Below are 14,045 nucleotides of genomic sequence, written 5' to 3'. Positions count from 1 at the left end.
GGCGGCGTTCAAGGCCCAGCCGAGCGTGACCGTCTCGCCCAGGCGCGGCACGCGGGCCGCCGGCGGCAGGCGGACAATGAGCTTGTCGCCATTGCGGAGCATGACCAGAACGCGGGTTTCCGAGCCGGCATAGACCATTTCGCAGATTGCGCCGCTGATCCGGTTCTCGCCCACCGGGTCGAGCTCCAGATGCTCCGGGCGCACCACCAAAGCCGCCGGGCATCCGGGCGGCACCGGCGAGGGCCCCTCCGGCAGGCGGAAGGCGCCATGGGCGGTGACGATGCGCGTGGGCCCGTCGCCATCGGCCACGATCTCGCCCTTCAGAATGTTGGACAGGCCGATGAAGTCGGCCGCGAATGCGGTGCGCGTGCGGGCATAGATATCTTCCGGCGTGCCCAGCTGCTCGATCTCGGCATGGTTCATCAGGCAGATTCGATCGGAGAGCGCGAGCGCCTCTTCCTGATCGTGGGTCACATAGATGATGGTGGCGCAGGTCTCGCGATGCAGGCGCTTGATCTCGAACTGCATGTGCTCGCGCAGCTTCTTGTCCAGCGCCCCCAGAGGCTCATCCATCAGGATGACCGAGGGCTGGTAGACGAAGCAGCGCGCCAGCGCCACGCGCTGCTGCTGGCCGCCCGAGAGCTCGTGCGGAAAGCGTTTGTGCACATTGCCCAGTCCCACCAGCTCCAGCGTGTCGCTGACGCGCTGCGCCCGCTGGGCGGCGGGCAAGTGGGTCAGGCCAAAAGCCACGTTGTGCGCGGCGTCGAGGTGGGGAAACAGCGCGTAGTCCTGGAACACCATGCCTATGCGGCGCGACTCGGCCGGCACATGGACGGCGGCGCTGCTGACCAGTTCCCGTGTAAGCGTGATGCTGCCGGTGTTGGCGCGCTCCAGGCCCGCGACGGCCCTCAGCAGTGTGGTCTTGCCGCAGCCCGAAGGCCCGATCAGGACCCCGATCTCCCCTGCCTGCAGGCTGAAAGACACGCCGTCGACTGCGGGTTTGGAGCGGCCGGCATAGTGCACGCCCAGCTGGGAGATATCCAGAAACATGGGCTCGATTGTAGGGCCCTGGATGCTTACAATTCTCATTTGCAGTGACCGCTGCAACACCATGGCGCGCGCAGCCGGAGGCAAGGCCTCTCCTGCAGAGGCCTTTTTCCGGGTCCCCATGCTGCGTCGCCTGATTTCCGCTCTTCCTTCCGTCGTGCTTTTTCTGGTCGTGGCCCTGCTCACGCTGCCGGTCGTGGCCGTGGCGCTGTCCTGGCTGCAGTTCGATGCCCAGGCGCAGTCCATCCTGCTGCAGATGCTGCAGACGGTGCTGCCCGACTACACCGTCACCTCCTTGCTGCTGTGCCTCAGCGTGGCCGTGGGTGTGGCCGTGGTCGGCATGGCGACCGCCAGCGCGGTGACGCTGTTCGAGTTTCCGGGGCGCAGGGTGTTTGAATGGGCGCTGTTGCTGCCACTGGCCATGCCGGCCTATGTGCTGGCTTATGCCTATACCGATTTCCTGCAGTACGCCGGCCCGCTGCAGACCTGGCTGCGCGCGTCATTCGGCCTGCAGGGCCGATTGCTGCCCGAGGTGCGCAGCCTGGGCGGCGCGGTGCTGGTGTTCACCGTCGCGCTCTATCCCTATGTCTATTTGCTGGCGCGCACCGCCTTGTCCGAGCGCGCCGTCCATTTGATGGAAGCGGCCCGGCTGCTGGGTGCGCCGCTGTCGCGCCGCATACGCGGCGTCGCGCTGCCGTTGGCGCGCCCGGCCGTGGCGGCCGGCGTGGCGCTGGCGCTGATGGAAACCCTGGCCGACTTCGGTGTCTCCAGCTACTTCGGCATCCAGACCTTCACCGCCGGCATCTACAAGGCCTGGCTGTCCATGGACAACCGCATAGCCGCCGCGCAGCTGGCCACCGTGCTGCTGTTTTTTGTCGCGCTGCTGCTGTGGGTGGAGCACAGCGCGCAAAAACGCATGCGCTTTGCCACCGGCCGCGGCGCGCGCGCCGGCGCGCAGGACGCGGCGCCGGTGCAACTGCGCGGCGCGCGCGCCCTGTCGGCCTGGCTGGTGTGCGCCGTGCCGATCGCGCTGGGTTTTGTGCTGCCGGTGCTCTTCATGCTGCGCCCGCTGATCCTGGGCTGGGACAACCTGCTCTGGGACAAATTTTGGGGCTGGGCCTGGACCAGCGTCTGGCTCGCCGGCCTGGGCGCCGCACTGGCCACCGCACTGGCACTGGGCCTGGCTTTCGCCGTGCGCCGCAAGCCGCATTTGCTGACCCGCGCGGCGGTGCAACTGGCCAGCCTGGGCTATGCGGTGCCCGGCGCGGTGATCGTGGTTGGCCTGCTGCTGCCCGTGGGTTGGCTGCAGGCCGCCGCACCGCAAACCGCCGTAGGCTATTGGGTCACCGCGACCGTGCTGGGCATTGTCTGGGCCTACATGGTGCGCTTCAGCGCCGTGGCCTTGCAAAGCCTGCAAAGCGGCTACTCGCGTATCCCCGCCAGCTTCGACGACAGCGCGCGCATGCTGGGCACTTCGGGCCTGGGCATTCTTGCGCGCGTGCACTGGCCGCTGCTCAAGCGCTCGGTCGCGGCGGCCGGGCTGCTGGTGTTTGTGGACGTGATGAAGGAGCTGCCCGCCACACTGGTACTGCGTCCCTTCAACAGCGACACCCTGGCCGTCGTCACCTACCAGCTGGCGCGCGACGAGCGCCTCGGCGAAGCCGCCTTGCCCGCGCTGGCCCTGGTACTGGTCGGGCTGCTGCCGGTGGCGCTTCTGAGCCGCACGCTGCGCTCGAAGTAGCGTGCGTGTTCAGGCCTTGGCCTTGATGTAGCGGTACTCCTGCGTGAGGCCGCCAAAGCCATAGGCTTCGGCCCGCACGTCGTGCACGTAGATGTAGCTTTCTTCATGCACATTTCCCAGCAGCTTGCTGAAGGCCGCAAAAGCCTCCGCCACGTACTGCGCTTTTTCATCCTTGGTGTTGGTGCCGTCTACCACCTTGATGTCGAAATAAAAGCTGTTCTTGCCCTGGCTGGCCAGGGTGCTGCCGCCCACGATCCAGTGCTCGGGCGGCACGAAGTCGATCGCGATGGCGGTCAGTTCGCGCTTCTTGCGCAGGATGCGCGTGGTCAGCTCCAATAAAGTTTCGGCGATGGCGTTCGTCAGCTGGGCGTTGGCGGGCTGGCTGACTTTGACGTTGAGGATAGGCATGTGATTTCTCCGGTGGGGTTGAAAATATGGTTAGCTATGCAACTATATGGGCAAAAAAAAGGACGTGAAGCGAGCTTCATTTCAGCGCGGAAGACACGCTCCTGACACGGGCTACGGTTTCATCGAAGTTCTCCTTTCCGATCTGCTGTTGAATGCGGCGCGTGACGTCGCCGCTGGCCTTGTTGATGCCGGCGTGCAGCGCCTCAGCCGCGGGTGTTGGAAAGACCGCCCAGTGCCGGCCGTCGGATTCCAGGCTCCTGCGCTCGATCAGCCCCAGCGCCTGCAGGCCGTCGAGCAGGCGCGTGGCGGTGGGCCGCGAGATCGTGAGCTCGTCGGCAATGGCGTGCTGCATCATGCCGGGCTGCTTGAGCACCAGCCGCAGCATGAAGCCCTGCGAGGGCGTGACGCCGAAGGGCTTGAAGGCCAGCGTCCACTCCTTGTCGACCAGGCGGGCCAGCGCGGTGGTATTGAAATACAGGCAATGGTCAAACATGGAAGGCATCCTAGCAGGAATTAATTAGCTATGCAACTAGTTGCGAAATTGGCCATGGTGTGGGGCGATCGACCTGCGACGGGAGCTGTAAGCAAGAGCCTACGTTCATCAAACACGCGGGCCTACGGGCGCCGCCCGGGATTGAACGTAATGTGTCTTCATGCCGCCTGGCGCACCCTTGAGGGCCCGGGCGAATCATCAACTCTTACAGGAGAACACCATGAACAAAGACCGCATGGAAGGCAATTGGCTTCAATTCAAAGGCAAGGTCCAGGAACAGTGGGGCAAGCTCACCGATGACGACCTCGACGTGATCGCCGGCAAGCGCGACCAGCTGCTCGGCAAGATCCAGGAGCGCCACGGCCTCAGCCAGGAAGAAGCCGAAAAACAGGTGGTCGCCTGGAAAGACCGCAACCCCACCGATTTCTTTGAACGCTATTGAGCCGCGCTCTCCGTTCCCATACCTTTAAATAAAACCTCTCACCCAAAATTCATTCAAAAGGAAATGACCATGAAAACCAAACTGTTGATGCTGACCGCCGTGATGTCCTGTGTTTTTGCCGGCAATGCCATGGCGTTGACCAAGGCAGAATACAAAGCCCAGAACGACCGCATTTCGGCCGACTACAAGGCCGCCCGCGACAAATGCGGTGCGATGAAAGACAACGCCAAGGACATCTGCGTTTCGGAAGCCAAGGGCATCGAAAAGGTCGCCAAGGCCGAAAACGAAGCCCAGTACAAGCCCAGCCCGCGTAACACCGAAAAAGTGGCCTTCGCCAAAGGCGATGCCGCCTATGACACCGCCAAGGAAAAGTGCGACGACCTGAAGGGCAACGACAAAGACGTCTGCGTGAAGGATGCCAAGGCGGCGCACGTCAAGGCCAAGGAAGACGCCAAGGTGAGCAAGACCTCGGCAGACACCAGCAAGGACAAGACCGAAAAAGTCGCCGAAGCCAAAAAAGACGCCAACTCGGAAAAACGCGAAGCCGACTACAAGGCCGCCAAGGAGCGCTGCGATGCCCTGACCGGTGCCGCCAAGGACGGCTGCCAGAACGATGCCAAGGTCAAATACGGCATGAAGTAATACGAGGCCGCGCCAGCGGTGCCCGCAGGGGGTGAAGCCCTCCAGGAAATCCCGGCATGCGCGCGCATGCCGGGATTTTTCGCATTCCGCGGTGCTCTGCTTACGTGCTTGTTTCCCAGGCGCGCGCTGGGGCAAGGGCCGACGCCGCGACGTCTTTTGGTGGCGCTCTTAAAATGAGTGCTCCACGGCGGCCCTACTGACCGCTCGCTCAATACCAAAGGTCCGCATGCTTGTTCAGGATGGTTTGCCCGCGCGTGAGCGCACGCGTGCGCTGCTGGTCATCATTCTCGGCATCGTCATGGCGGTGCTGGACGGCACCATCGTCAACCTCGCGCTGCCCGACATCACGCGCGAACTCAACGCCACCGCCGCGCAATCCATCTGGGTCATCAACGCCTACCAGGTCGCCACGCTGGCGCTGTTGCTGCCGCTGGCCTCGCTGGGCGACATCGTCGGTTACCGCCGCGTTTACCTGGTGGGCCTGTCGGTGTTCACGCTGGCCTCGGCCGCCTGCGCCATGGCCGATTCGCTGACCACGCTGGCGCTGGCGCGGGTCGTGCAGGGCCTGGGCGCAGCCGGCCTCATGAGCGTGAACACGGCGCTGGTGCGGCTGATCTACCCCAAGCACCTGCTGGGCCGCGGCATCGCCATCAACTCGCTGGTGGTGGCCACGGCTTCGGTGGCCGGGCCGTCAATCGCGGCGGCCATACTCTCGGTCGCCTCCTGGCCCTGGCTGTTCGCGCTCAACGTGCCCTTCGGCCTGCTGTCTGTGTGGCTGGGCCGCAAGGCCTTGCCCGACAACCACGCCAAAGCCCCGGGCCGGCTCTCGCCGGTCGACGTATTGCTCAACGCGCTGATGTTCGGCCTGGTGTTCCTGGGTGTCGACGGGCTGGGTGTTCGCATCGAAACCGTGCCGGGCGCGGCCGCCGGCTCCTTGTGGGTGCCGTTGGCCGAACTCGCGGCGGGCATCGTCATCGGCATCATCTACGTGCGGCGCCAGCTGGCGCAACCACTGCCGCTGTTCCCGCTGGACTTGCTGCGCATTCCCGTCTTCGCGCTGTCCATGGGCACCTCGATTGGCGCCTTCTGCGCGCAGACCCTGGCCTATGTCAGCCTGCCTTTCCTGCTGCTGGGCACCTATGGTTTCAGCCACCTGCAGGCCGGGTTGCTGATGACGGCCTGGCCGCTGGCCATTGTGGTGACCTCGCCCGTGGTAGGTCGGCTGATCGGGCGCCATTCGGGCGGTGTGCTGGGCGGCATCGGCATGGCCTTTCTGTCGCTGGGACTGGTCCTGCTCGCCGTGCTGCCGGTGCATCCGTCGCAGCTCGACATCGTCTGGCGCATGGCTTTGTGCGGCGTGGGCTACGGCCTGTTCCAGTCGCCCAACAACCACACCATCATCACCTCGGCGCCACCGCATCGCAGCGGCGGCGCCAGCGGCATGCTGGGCACGGCGCGGCTGACCGGCCAGACGCTGGGCGCGGTGCTGCTGGCAATGATTTTTGCGATGTTCGACCCGCAGGGCGGCCACGGATCCTTTGTGGCGCTGTGGCTGGGGGCCGGATTTGCGGCCGTCGCGGGTGTCTGCAGCGTGCTGCGGATGCGCCAGTCTTAAGCGCGAGCCACCGCCGCAGCCTGCTGAATGCTTTGCAAGGTGACGCGGCCCAGGGGCTTGCCCTCCGCATCCACAATCGCGGCTTCATTCGCGCCGGCGTCCAGCATGGCCGACAGCGCATCGCGCAGCGGCGTCGCGGCGGGCAGGCGCGGCGCGTTGGCGGCGGGCGTGCCGCTTTCCACATAGGGGCCGGCCGTCAGCAGGGCCAGCCGCTTGAGTGAGCGGTCGCCACCCACAAAGGCTTCCACAAAGGCATCGGCGGGATGGGCAAGGATGCGCTCGGGCGTGTCGTACTGCACGACCTTGCCGCTGCGCAAAATCGCGATGCGCGAACCCATGCGGATCGCTTCGTCGATGTCGTGCGTGACAAACACAATGGTCTTGCCGAGTTCGCGCAGGATACGGAGGAACTCGTCCTGCAGGCGCGCGCGCGTGATCGGGTCTATGGCGCCGAAGGGTTCGTCCATCAGCATCACCGGCGGGTCCGCCGCCAGCGCGCGCGCCACGCCTATGCGCTGCTTCTGCCCGCCCGAGAGTTCGCGCGGAAAGCGGTTGCGGTAGACAGACGGGTCCATGTGCACCAGCGCCAGCAATTCGTCCACGCGTTTTGAAATACGGGCGGCATCCCAGCCCAGCATTTTGGGCACGGTGGCCACGTTCTCGCCGATGGTCATGTGCGGGAACAGGCCCACTTGCTGGATCACATAGCCGATGGAGCGGCGCAGCTCCACCGCGTCGATTTTGGTGACGTCGCGCCCGCCGACTTCGATGCGGCCCGAATCGGGCTCGACCATGCGGTTGATCATGCGCATGGTGGTGGTCTTGCCGCAGCCCGAGGGGCCTATCAGCACGCAGATCTCGCCCGTGTTGACGGTCAGCGACAGCCCGTCGACGGCCGACTGGGCGCTGCCGCCGAAGGACTTGGTGAGGCGGTCGAGTGTGATCATGCGCGAAGCCCTTGCGGAGTCATGCGGCGCTGCAGCGCGCCAAAAAGAAAATCGGTGCCCAGCGCCAGCAGCGCCACCGGGATGGCGCCCACCAGCAGCTGGGGAACGGCCATCATGGCGATGCCCGCGGTGATGAAGTCGCCCAGCCCGCCGCCGCCTATGAAGGCCGCCAGCACGGCGCCGGAAATGATCTGCACCGCGGCCGTGCGCAGGCCCGCGAAGATGACCGGCATGGCCATGGGCAGCTCGACCTGCCACAGCAGCGCGGCGCGTGTCATGCCCATGCCGATGGCGGCGTCCACCGCATCGGCGTCCACGCCGCGCATGCCGACGATGGTGTGCGTCACGATGGGCGGCAGCGCAATCAGTGTGAGGGCGAACAGGGCGGGCGTAAAACCGGTTCCCAAAATCGGCATCACCAGCGCCAGCACGGCCAGCGAAGGCAGGGTGCGCCCGACGTTGGCGACATTGACGACGGCCAGTGAGAGAGCATTTTTCCGCGCGACGGCAATTCCGGCCGGAATGCATATCAGCGCGGCGATGACCAGCGCCGACGCCGACAGCGCGACGTGCACGCCCAGCGCGCGGTAAAACTGCGCGGGGTGGGAAAGAACATAGTTCCAGGCGTCGGCAAGCATCAGGGCCTCTCGGGTTTCAGGCTGCGCGCCGGTTTTTCAGGCGCCGCTCCAGCAGGGCCAGGCCCAGGTCGACGACGACGGACAGCGCGCAGACGGTCAGCGCGCCGGTCCAGATCTTGGCCGGGTGGTCGCTGGCAATGCCGTTGAAGATCAGTGTTCCCAGCCCGCCCGCATTGACGTAGGCGGCCACCACCGTCACGCTGATCACGGTGACGGCCGAGACGCGCAGGCCGGCCACGATCAGCGGCAGCGCCAGCGGCAGTTCTATGCGCCGCATGATCTGCGCCTTGTTCATGCCCATGCCGCGCGCCGCGTCGACGACGTCCGCCGGCACCTCGCGTATGCCGGTGGCCACGCTGCGGATCAAAATCATCAGCGAGAACGCGACCATGGTAATGATGGCGTTGGTGCGGCCCAGGCCCACCACGGGAATCAGGAAGGCCAGGAAAGCCAGCGTCGGGATGGTGTACAGAAAACCCGAGACCGTCATGACGGTGGCGTAGAGTTTTTCACGTCGCGCGGCGACAACGCCTATCACCAGCGACAGCGCGAACGCAATCACCAGCGCCGTCAACGAAATCGCGATGTGCTCCCACAAGGCGTAGGCCACGTCGGTCCAGTTGCGCAGGAACCAGGTCATGCCGCGCCCTGACCGGTGGTTTCAGGGCCGAACACACCGGCCGCGATGGCGGCCTGGATGCGGTCTATGTCGGGACCCAGCGGGCGGTCCTCGTCCAGCATGGGGACCAGCTTGCGCACCTGCGCAAAAGTGCGCCGCGTGCCCTCGCCCATCTGGCTGACGTCAAGTTCGCGCAGGTCCACCGCCTGGGCGGCCACCAGCAGCTCGATGGCGATCAGGTAGCGCACGCGCTCCACCAGCTCGCCGAGTTTTTCCGCCACGCCCAGCGCCATGCAGGCGTGGTCTTCCAGCGCTTCGGACACCGGCAGGTAATCGAGCGATCCCGGGTTGGCGCGCAGCCGCACCTCGGCCCAGAGCGCGGTCAGGGTTTTTTGCACCGTGGCAAAACCCGAATGGGCCGGACCGTGACGCGTGAGCTGCAGCGGCAGGCCGGTGAGCGCCGGCGACATGAAGCGCTGGCTGCGCGACACCGACATGCTGGCCGCCTGCGCCAGCGCAATCGCCGAGGCGTCCAGCGCCAATGCCAGCGCCGGCACGTGGAAGTTGCCGTTGGAGAGCATCACGCCCTCTTCGGCCAGCACCAGCGGGCTGTCGGCCGCGCTGTTGAGTTCAATCTCGACCTGCGCGCAGGCCGCGTCCACCATGTCGCGCGCGGCGCCATGCACCTGGGGCACCACGCGCATGGACACCGGGTCCTGCACGCGGCGCGCCGCGCCGGGTTCCAGCAGGGCGCTGCCCTTGAGCAACTCACGCAACTGGCGCGCCACCTCGACCTGGCCGGCCGCCGGCCGGGCCGCCACCGCGCCGGGGTGCAGCGGCGAGAGGTTGGCCCGGAAGCCTTCATAGCCCAGCGCCACGGCGGCCAGCCAGGCGTCCAGCGCCGTGTTGGCGTCATGCAAGACGAGCGCGGCGCGCGCAGTCGTGGCGGCGTTGGAGCTGATCAGCGCCAGGCCGTCCTTGGCGCCCAGCGTCACCGGCTGCAGGCCGGCGCGTTCCAGCGCGGCGGCGCCGTTCAATACCTCGCCACGCACCTCGGCCTGGCCTTCGCCGAACAGCGGCAAGGCCAGGTGCGAAAGCTGGGGCAGGTCGGCCACGCCGATGGAGCCGAAGCGCGGTACCACCGGATGCATCTGGAAATTCAGCATCGCGATGCAGGCATCCAGCACCGCGGGCGAGACACCCGATCCGCCGCGCGACATGCCGGCGATGCGGGCGAACTGCATGGCGCGCACCGAGGCCTTGTCATAGGCCGGGCCCACGGCCACAGCCCGGGCGCGCACGGCGCGGCGCTGGTAGTCTTCCAGGTCGCCTTCAGCCAGCACCGCGCCGGTGTTGGCGCCCAGTGCGGAATTGAGGCCGTAGATGGCCTGGCCGGAGGTGGCCAGCCGCATGACAAGTTCGCGCGCCGCGACCACACGCTCGCGCGCCCTGGGCGCCAGCGACACGGGCTCGCCGCTGCGCGCCACGCGCACCAGGTCATCGATGACCAGCCATTGTTCCCCGACCGCGAGTGTCATGGCGTGCGAACTTTCACGGTAGTGGAGATGCGGGGAGCGTCAGGAGAAAAGTATTACTTGACCAGTCCCTTGGACTTCAGGAAGTCGCGGGCCACGTCCTTGGGTTCGAGCTTGTCACCGTCGACCTGGTAGTTCATCTGGGCCATGGAGGTTTCGTCGAGCAGCGCGCTCACGCGGTTCAGCACTTCGCCGATCTTCGGGTTGGCGTCCAGTGCTTCCTTGCGGATCACGGGCACGACGAAGTACGGAGGCCACAGGCTCTTGTCGTCGCGCAGGCGCTTGAGCTTGAGCGCGCTGATCATGCCGTCGGTCGAGTAGCCGTTGACGACCTGGATCTGGTCGTTCTTCAGCGCCTGGTAGCGCAGGCCGATCGCCATCTGCAGGTCTTCGCCGAAGACCATGTCGTACTTGGCCTTCAGGCCCGGCAGGCCGTCCTTGCGGTCGCGAAACTCGGGGCCGGCGCCGACCTTCAGGTCCTTGGCGGCCCTGGCCAGGTCGGACAGGGTTTCAAGCTTGAGCTTTTGCGCGGTGTCGGCGCGCACCACCATCACGTAGCCGTTGTTCAGGTTGGACTGGTTCAGCACCACAAAGCCCATCTTGGCGTAGCCTTCCTTGACCTTGTCGTACACGGCCTTGGCATCCGTCATGGGTTCCTGCTTGAGCACGGCCAGCAGCATGGTGCCGGTGTATTCAGGGTAGAAGTCGATCTGCTTTTCTTCCATCGCCTTCTGGGCGATCAGCGTGCCGCCCAGGTTGAGCTTCTTCTCGGTCTTGATGCCGGCGGCTTCCAGCGCCTGCGCATAAATTTCGGCGAGCACGAACTGCTCGGTGAAGTTTTTGGAACCGACGCGCACGGCCTGCTGGGCGTGGGAGGCGAGCGGTGCGAAGGCGGCCAGCGCGAATGCGGACAGGGCCAAAAGTTTGCTGATCTTCATGGTGATCTCCGGATAGGTTGCGGCGAAACTGGAACAAGGAATCTTCTGGCCTGTTGCATGCACATCCCGTGCCTGAAAAGCGCGCCATCGTGGTGCTTCCAGCGCCCCAACTTGTATATACAACCTAATAATAGTAGCATATGGAAATAGCGTGTGCAAGACGGAAAATCACCCGGTGATAGCTGTTTTCCGCATAAATAAAACAACAACCGGAAGCCTCCTCCGCGTGTCTTTTCTTCCTTCGGTCTCCCTCCTCAAAGCCAGCGTACCCGGCGCCATGGTGTGTGTGGTCATCGCGCTGGCGGCGACCTTTCTGTCAGAGCATTACGGCGGCCCGCAACTGCTGTATGCGCTGCTGATAGGCCTGGCCTTTCACTTCCTCAACAGCAACCCCAAGGTCAAGACCGGCGTCGACTTTTGCGGCCGCACCTTGCTGCGTGTCGGCGTGGCCCTGCTGGGCGCGCGCATCACGTTGACGCAAGTGGCCAAGCTCGGCGTGGAGACGGCGCTGGTCATCGTGGTCGCGGTGGCGCTCACCATCGGGTTCGGCCTGCTGCTCGCGAAATGGCTGAAACGCCCGCGTGAAGAGGGCGTGCTTTCGGGCGGTGCGGTCGCCATCTGCGGCGCCTCCGCCGCGCTGGCGATTTCGTCCGTGCTGCCGCAGACCAAGGAGAACGAACGCTTCACCTTGCTGGCCGTGGTCGGCGTCACGGTGCTCTCCACGCTGAGCATGATTCTTTACCCCTTCGCCCTCAAGCTGATAGGCCTGGCGCCCGCGCAGGGCGGCATCTTCCTGGGCGGCACCATCCATGACGTGGCGCAGGTGGTGGCGGCCGGCATGATGCTGGGCCCCGAGGTCGGCGACACCGCCACCGTGGTCAAGCTGTTCCGCGTGATGCTGCTGATGCCCATCGTGCTGCTGATCGCCATCAGCTACCGCAAGCACCCCGACGCCAAAGCGGTGGAGGACGAAGTGCCGCTGGTGCCCGGCTTCCTGCTGGCCTTCATCGTGCTGGTGCTGCTGGCCACCATAGGCGCTTTCACGCCGGCCATGACGCAGGCCGCCAGCGACACCTCGCGCTGGTTCCTGGTCACGGCCATCGCGGCCGCCGGCATCAAGACCAGTTTTGAAGACCTCATGAAACTGGGCTGGCAGCCCGTGGCCATGCTGGTGGGCGAAACGGTCTTTATCGCCGCGCTGGTGTTGGGCGCGGTGATCGTGTTGCGATTAGGCCTTTAAGCGGAAGGCGCCTGCAGCCCCGCCGCACGGTGCACTTCCACGCGTATCTCCTCGGTCAGCCGCGCCTTGAGTTCGGTGAACACCGGCGTGGTCTTGACCGAGTAATGGCGCGGGTGCGCCAGCGGCACGGCGACGTCGCACTTGATGCGGCCGGGCCGAGCGCTCATTACCACCACGCGGTTGCCCATGAAGATGGCTTCGTCGATGTCGTGCGTCACGAAGAGCACGGTTTTCTGCTCGGCTTCCCAGATGCCTTGCAGCAATTCCTGCATCAGTTCGCGCGTCTGGTGGTCCAGCGCGCCGAAGGGCTCGTCCATCAGCAGGATGCGCGGGTTGTTGGCCAGCGCCCGCGCCAGCGCGGTGCGCTGCTGCATGCCGCCCGAGAGCTGTTTGGGGAAATGGTTTTCAAAACCCTGCAGCCCGACCTTCTTGATGAACTGGTGCGCTATATCGAGTTGCGCATCGGGTGCCATGCCTTTTTCACGCAGGCCGAAGCAGACGTTCTGCAAAATGCTGAGCCAGGGGAACAGCGTGTAGCTCTGGAACACCATGCCGCGGTCCGCACCCGGGCCCGCGATGGGCTTGCCGTCCAGCACGATGGAGCCGCTGGTCGGCGTGTCCAGCCCGGCCACCATGCGCAGCAGCGTGGATTTGCCGCAGCCCGAGGGGCCGAGGATGGTGATGAAGTCGTTTTCTGCAACGCTCAGGTCGGTGGCCTGCAATGCCACCGTGCCCGGGCCCTTGTGGGCGGTGAAGGTTTTGGACAGTTGGGTGACGGTCAGGATGGGGGGAGAAGGAGTCATCAATAAGGTGCTCTTAATCTTGCTCCTTCCCCCTCTGGGGGAAGGTAGGGATGGGGGCCTGCGGCAATCGATTGACAGGCTGGCGTGGAACGGACAAGCCGGGGCGGCCCCCATCCCAGCCTTCCCCCAGAGGGGGAAGGAGTGACTGCGCCAAAGTGCGAGGTCACAAGCGCGCCCAGGGAAAGAGTTTGCGGTTCAGTGCCTTGAAGGCCAGGTCGGTGACCAGGCCGAACACCCCGATCACGATGATGCCGAAGATGATCTGGTCGGTCGCCAGCAGCGCCTGGCTGTCGGTGATCATGTGGCCAATGCCGCTGGACGCGCCAATCAGCTCCGCGACGATCACATAGGTCCAGGCCCAGCCCAGCACCATGCGCAGGGTCTCGGCGATCTCGGGCGCGGCGCTGGGCAGCAGCACGCGCACCACGATGCCGCGATCGGCCGCGCCCAGCGTGTAGGCCGCTTCCACCAGGTCGCGCCGTGTGTTGCCCACGCTCACGGCAATCATCAGCACCAGCTGGAAGAAGGAGCCGATAAAAATCACCGACAGCTTTTGCGCTTCGCCAATACCCGCCCACAGGATCAGCAGCGGAATGAAAGCCGACGCGGGCAGGTAGCGCGCAAAGCTCACAAAGGGCTCGAAGAAGGCCTCGACCGGTTTGTAGGCGCCCATCATCACGCCCAGCGGCACAGCCAGCAAGGCGGCAATCGCAAAGCCGCCCAGCACCCGCCAGACCGTCATGCCGATGTCCTTGGCGAACCCCTGGTGGGCCAGCAGGTCGTAGCCCGACCTCACCATGGTGATGGGGTCGGCCAGAAAGGTCTTGGAGACGTAGCCGCCCAGCGTGAAGATGGCCCACACGACGAAGAACAGAACGAAAAAACTCACGCCCAGCGCGATGCGCGCGCCGGGTGTTACGGGTTGCAGGGGCCGCAT

General features: G+C 65.4%; 15 protein-coding genes. 5 read left to right on the top strand and 10 right to left on the bottom strand.

What is annotated here, in order from left to right; all coding sequences use genetic code 11:
- Positions 1-1,050 (bottom strand): ABC transporter ATP-binding protein (locus tag ACLV74_RS07165; protein ID WP_411878682.1); only part of this gene is annotated, 1,050 nt, incomplete at its 3' end.
- Between the two features lie 118 nt (positions 1,051-1,168).
- On the opposite strand from ACLV74_RS07165, the gene ACLV74_RS07160 reads away from it, so the two are divergent.
- Complete coding sequence (locus ACLV74_RS07160; RefSeq protein ID WP_411878681.1) at positions 1,169-2,788, top strand: ABC transporter permease; 1,620 nt, start codon at positions 1,169-1,171, stop codon at positions 2,786-2,788.
- A 9-nt stretch (positions 2,789-2,797) separates the two neighbouring features.
- On the opposite strand, the gene ACLV74_RS07155 is transcribed toward ACLV74_RS07160, so the two are convergent.
- Positions 2,798-3,196: a tautomerase family protein gene (locus tag ACLV74_RS07155; protein WP_411878680.1), complete on the bottom strand. Its 399-nt coding sequence runs from the start codon at positions 3,194-3,196 to the stop codon at positions 2,798-2,800.
- A gap of 76 nt (positions 3,197-3,272) precedes the next feature.
- Complete coding sequence (locus ACLV74_RS07150) at positions 3,273-3,689, bottom strand: MarR family winged helix-turn-helix transcriptional regulator (RefSeq protein WP_411878679.1); 417 nt, start codon at positions 3,687-3,689, stop codon at positions 3,273-3,275.
- A gap of 220 nt (positions 3,690-3,909) precedes the next feature.
- On the opposite strand from ACLV74_RS07150, the gene ACLV74_RS07145 reads away from it, so the two are divergent.
- The 3 genes from ACLV74_RS07145 (at position 3,910) to ACLV74_RS07135 (ending at position 6,388) form a co-directional block, all read left to right on the top strand.
- A complete protein-coding gene (locus ACLV74_RS07145; protein ID WP_411878678.1) occupies positions 3,910-4,131 on the top strand; it encodes a CsbD family protein in 222 nt (73 codons plus the stop codon).
- A gap of 69 nt (positions 4,132-4,200) precedes the next feature.
- Complete coding sequence (locus ACLV74_RS07140) at positions 4,201-4,773, top strand: hypothetical protein (protein ID WP_411878677.1); 573 nt, start codon at positions 4,201-4,203, stop codon at positions 4,771-4,773.
- A gap of 226 nt (positions 4,774-4,999) precedes the next feature.
- Complete coding sequence (locus ACLV74_RS07135) at positions 5,000-6,388, top strand: MFS transporter (protein WP_411878676.1); 1,389 nt, start codon at positions 5,000-5,002, stop codon at positions 6,386-6,388.
- On the opposite strand, the gene ACLV74_RS07130 is transcribed toward ACLV74_RS07135, so the two are convergent.
- From ACLV74_RS07130 to ACLV74_RS07110, 5 genes are read right to left on the bottom strand one after another with little or no spacing between them, the layout of a single operon-like run.
- Positions 6,385-7,335: an ABC transporter ATP-binding protein gene (locus tag ACLV74_RS07130; RefSeq protein WP_411878675.1), complete on the bottom strand. Its 951-nt coding sequence runs from the start codon at positions 7,333-7,335 to the stop codon at positions 6,385-6,387. The two genes, ACLV74_RS07135 and ACLV74_RS07130, sit on opposite strands and share 4 nt — an antisense overlap.
- On the bottom strand, positions 7,332-7,973 hold the full coding sequence (locus ACLV74_RS07125; RefSeq protein WP_411878674.1) for an ABC transporter permease: 642 nt from the start codon (positions 7,971-7,973) through the stop codon (positions 7,332-7,334). The genes ACLV74_RS07130 and ACLV74_RS07125 overlap by 4 nt, the downstream gene beginning before the upstream one ends.
- Before the next feature lie 16 nt (positions 7,974-7,989).
- Entirely contained in the window at positions 7,990-8,613 is a 624-nt protein-coding gene (locus ACLV74_RS07120; RefSeq protein ID WP_411878673.1) for an ABC transporter permease, read from the bottom strand.
- Complete coding sequence (hutH, locus tag ACLV74_RS07115; protein ID WP_411878672.1) at positions 8,610-10,130, bottom strand: HAL/PAL/TAL family ammonia-lyase; 1,521 nt, start codon at positions 10,128-10,130, stop codon at positions 8,610-8,612. Before hutH ends, ACLV74_RS07120 begins: the two co-directional genes overlap by 4 nt.
- Before the next feature lie 53 nt (positions 10,131-10,183).
- Positions 10,184-11,065 (bottom strand): glycine betaine ABC transporter substrate-binding protein, encoded by an 882-nt coding sequence (locus ACLV74_RS07110; RefSeq protein ID WP_411878671.1) that lies wholly within the window; start codon positions 11,063-11,065, stop codon positions 10,184-10,186.
- 277 nt (positions 11,066-11,342) lie between these two features.
- Between ACLV74_RS07110 and ACLV74_RS07105 the strand changes: the two genes are divergently transcribed.
- The gene (locus tag ACLV74_RS07105; protein ID WP_411878687.1) at positions 11,343-12,305 is read left to right on the top strand and encodes a YeiH family protein; all 963 of its coding nucleotides are present in this window, start codon (positions 11,343-11,345) and stop codon (positions 12,303-12,305) included.
- Here the strand turns inward: ACLV74_RS07105 and ACLV74_RS07100 are convergent.
- Positions 12,302-13,108 (bottom strand): ABC transporter ATP-binding protein, encoded by an 807-nt coding sequence (locus ACLV74_RS07100; protein WP_411878670.1) that lies wholly within the window; start codon positions 13,106-13,108, stop codon positions 12,302-12,304. The two genes, ACLV74_RS07105 and ACLV74_RS07100, sit on opposite strands and share 4 nt — an antisense overlap.
- 163 nt (positions 13,109-13,271) lie before the next feature.
- Positions 13,272-14,045: an ABC transporter permease gene (locus tag ACLV74_RS07095; RefSeq protein WP_411878669.1), complete on the bottom strand. Its 774-nt coding sequence runs from the start codon at positions 14,043-14,045 to the stop codon at positions 13,272-13,274.

Origin of the sequence: Polaromonas sp. YR568, from assembly GCF_943369415.1 — a bacterium.
In the GTDB taxonomy this organism is placed as follows: domain Bacteria; phylum Pseudomonadota; class Gammaproteobacteria; order Burkholderiales; family Burkholderiaceae_C; genus Polaromonas.
The sequence above is the reverse complement of the archived record's forward strand: the minus strand, read 5'-3'. Positions and strand labels throughout refer to the sequence as shown.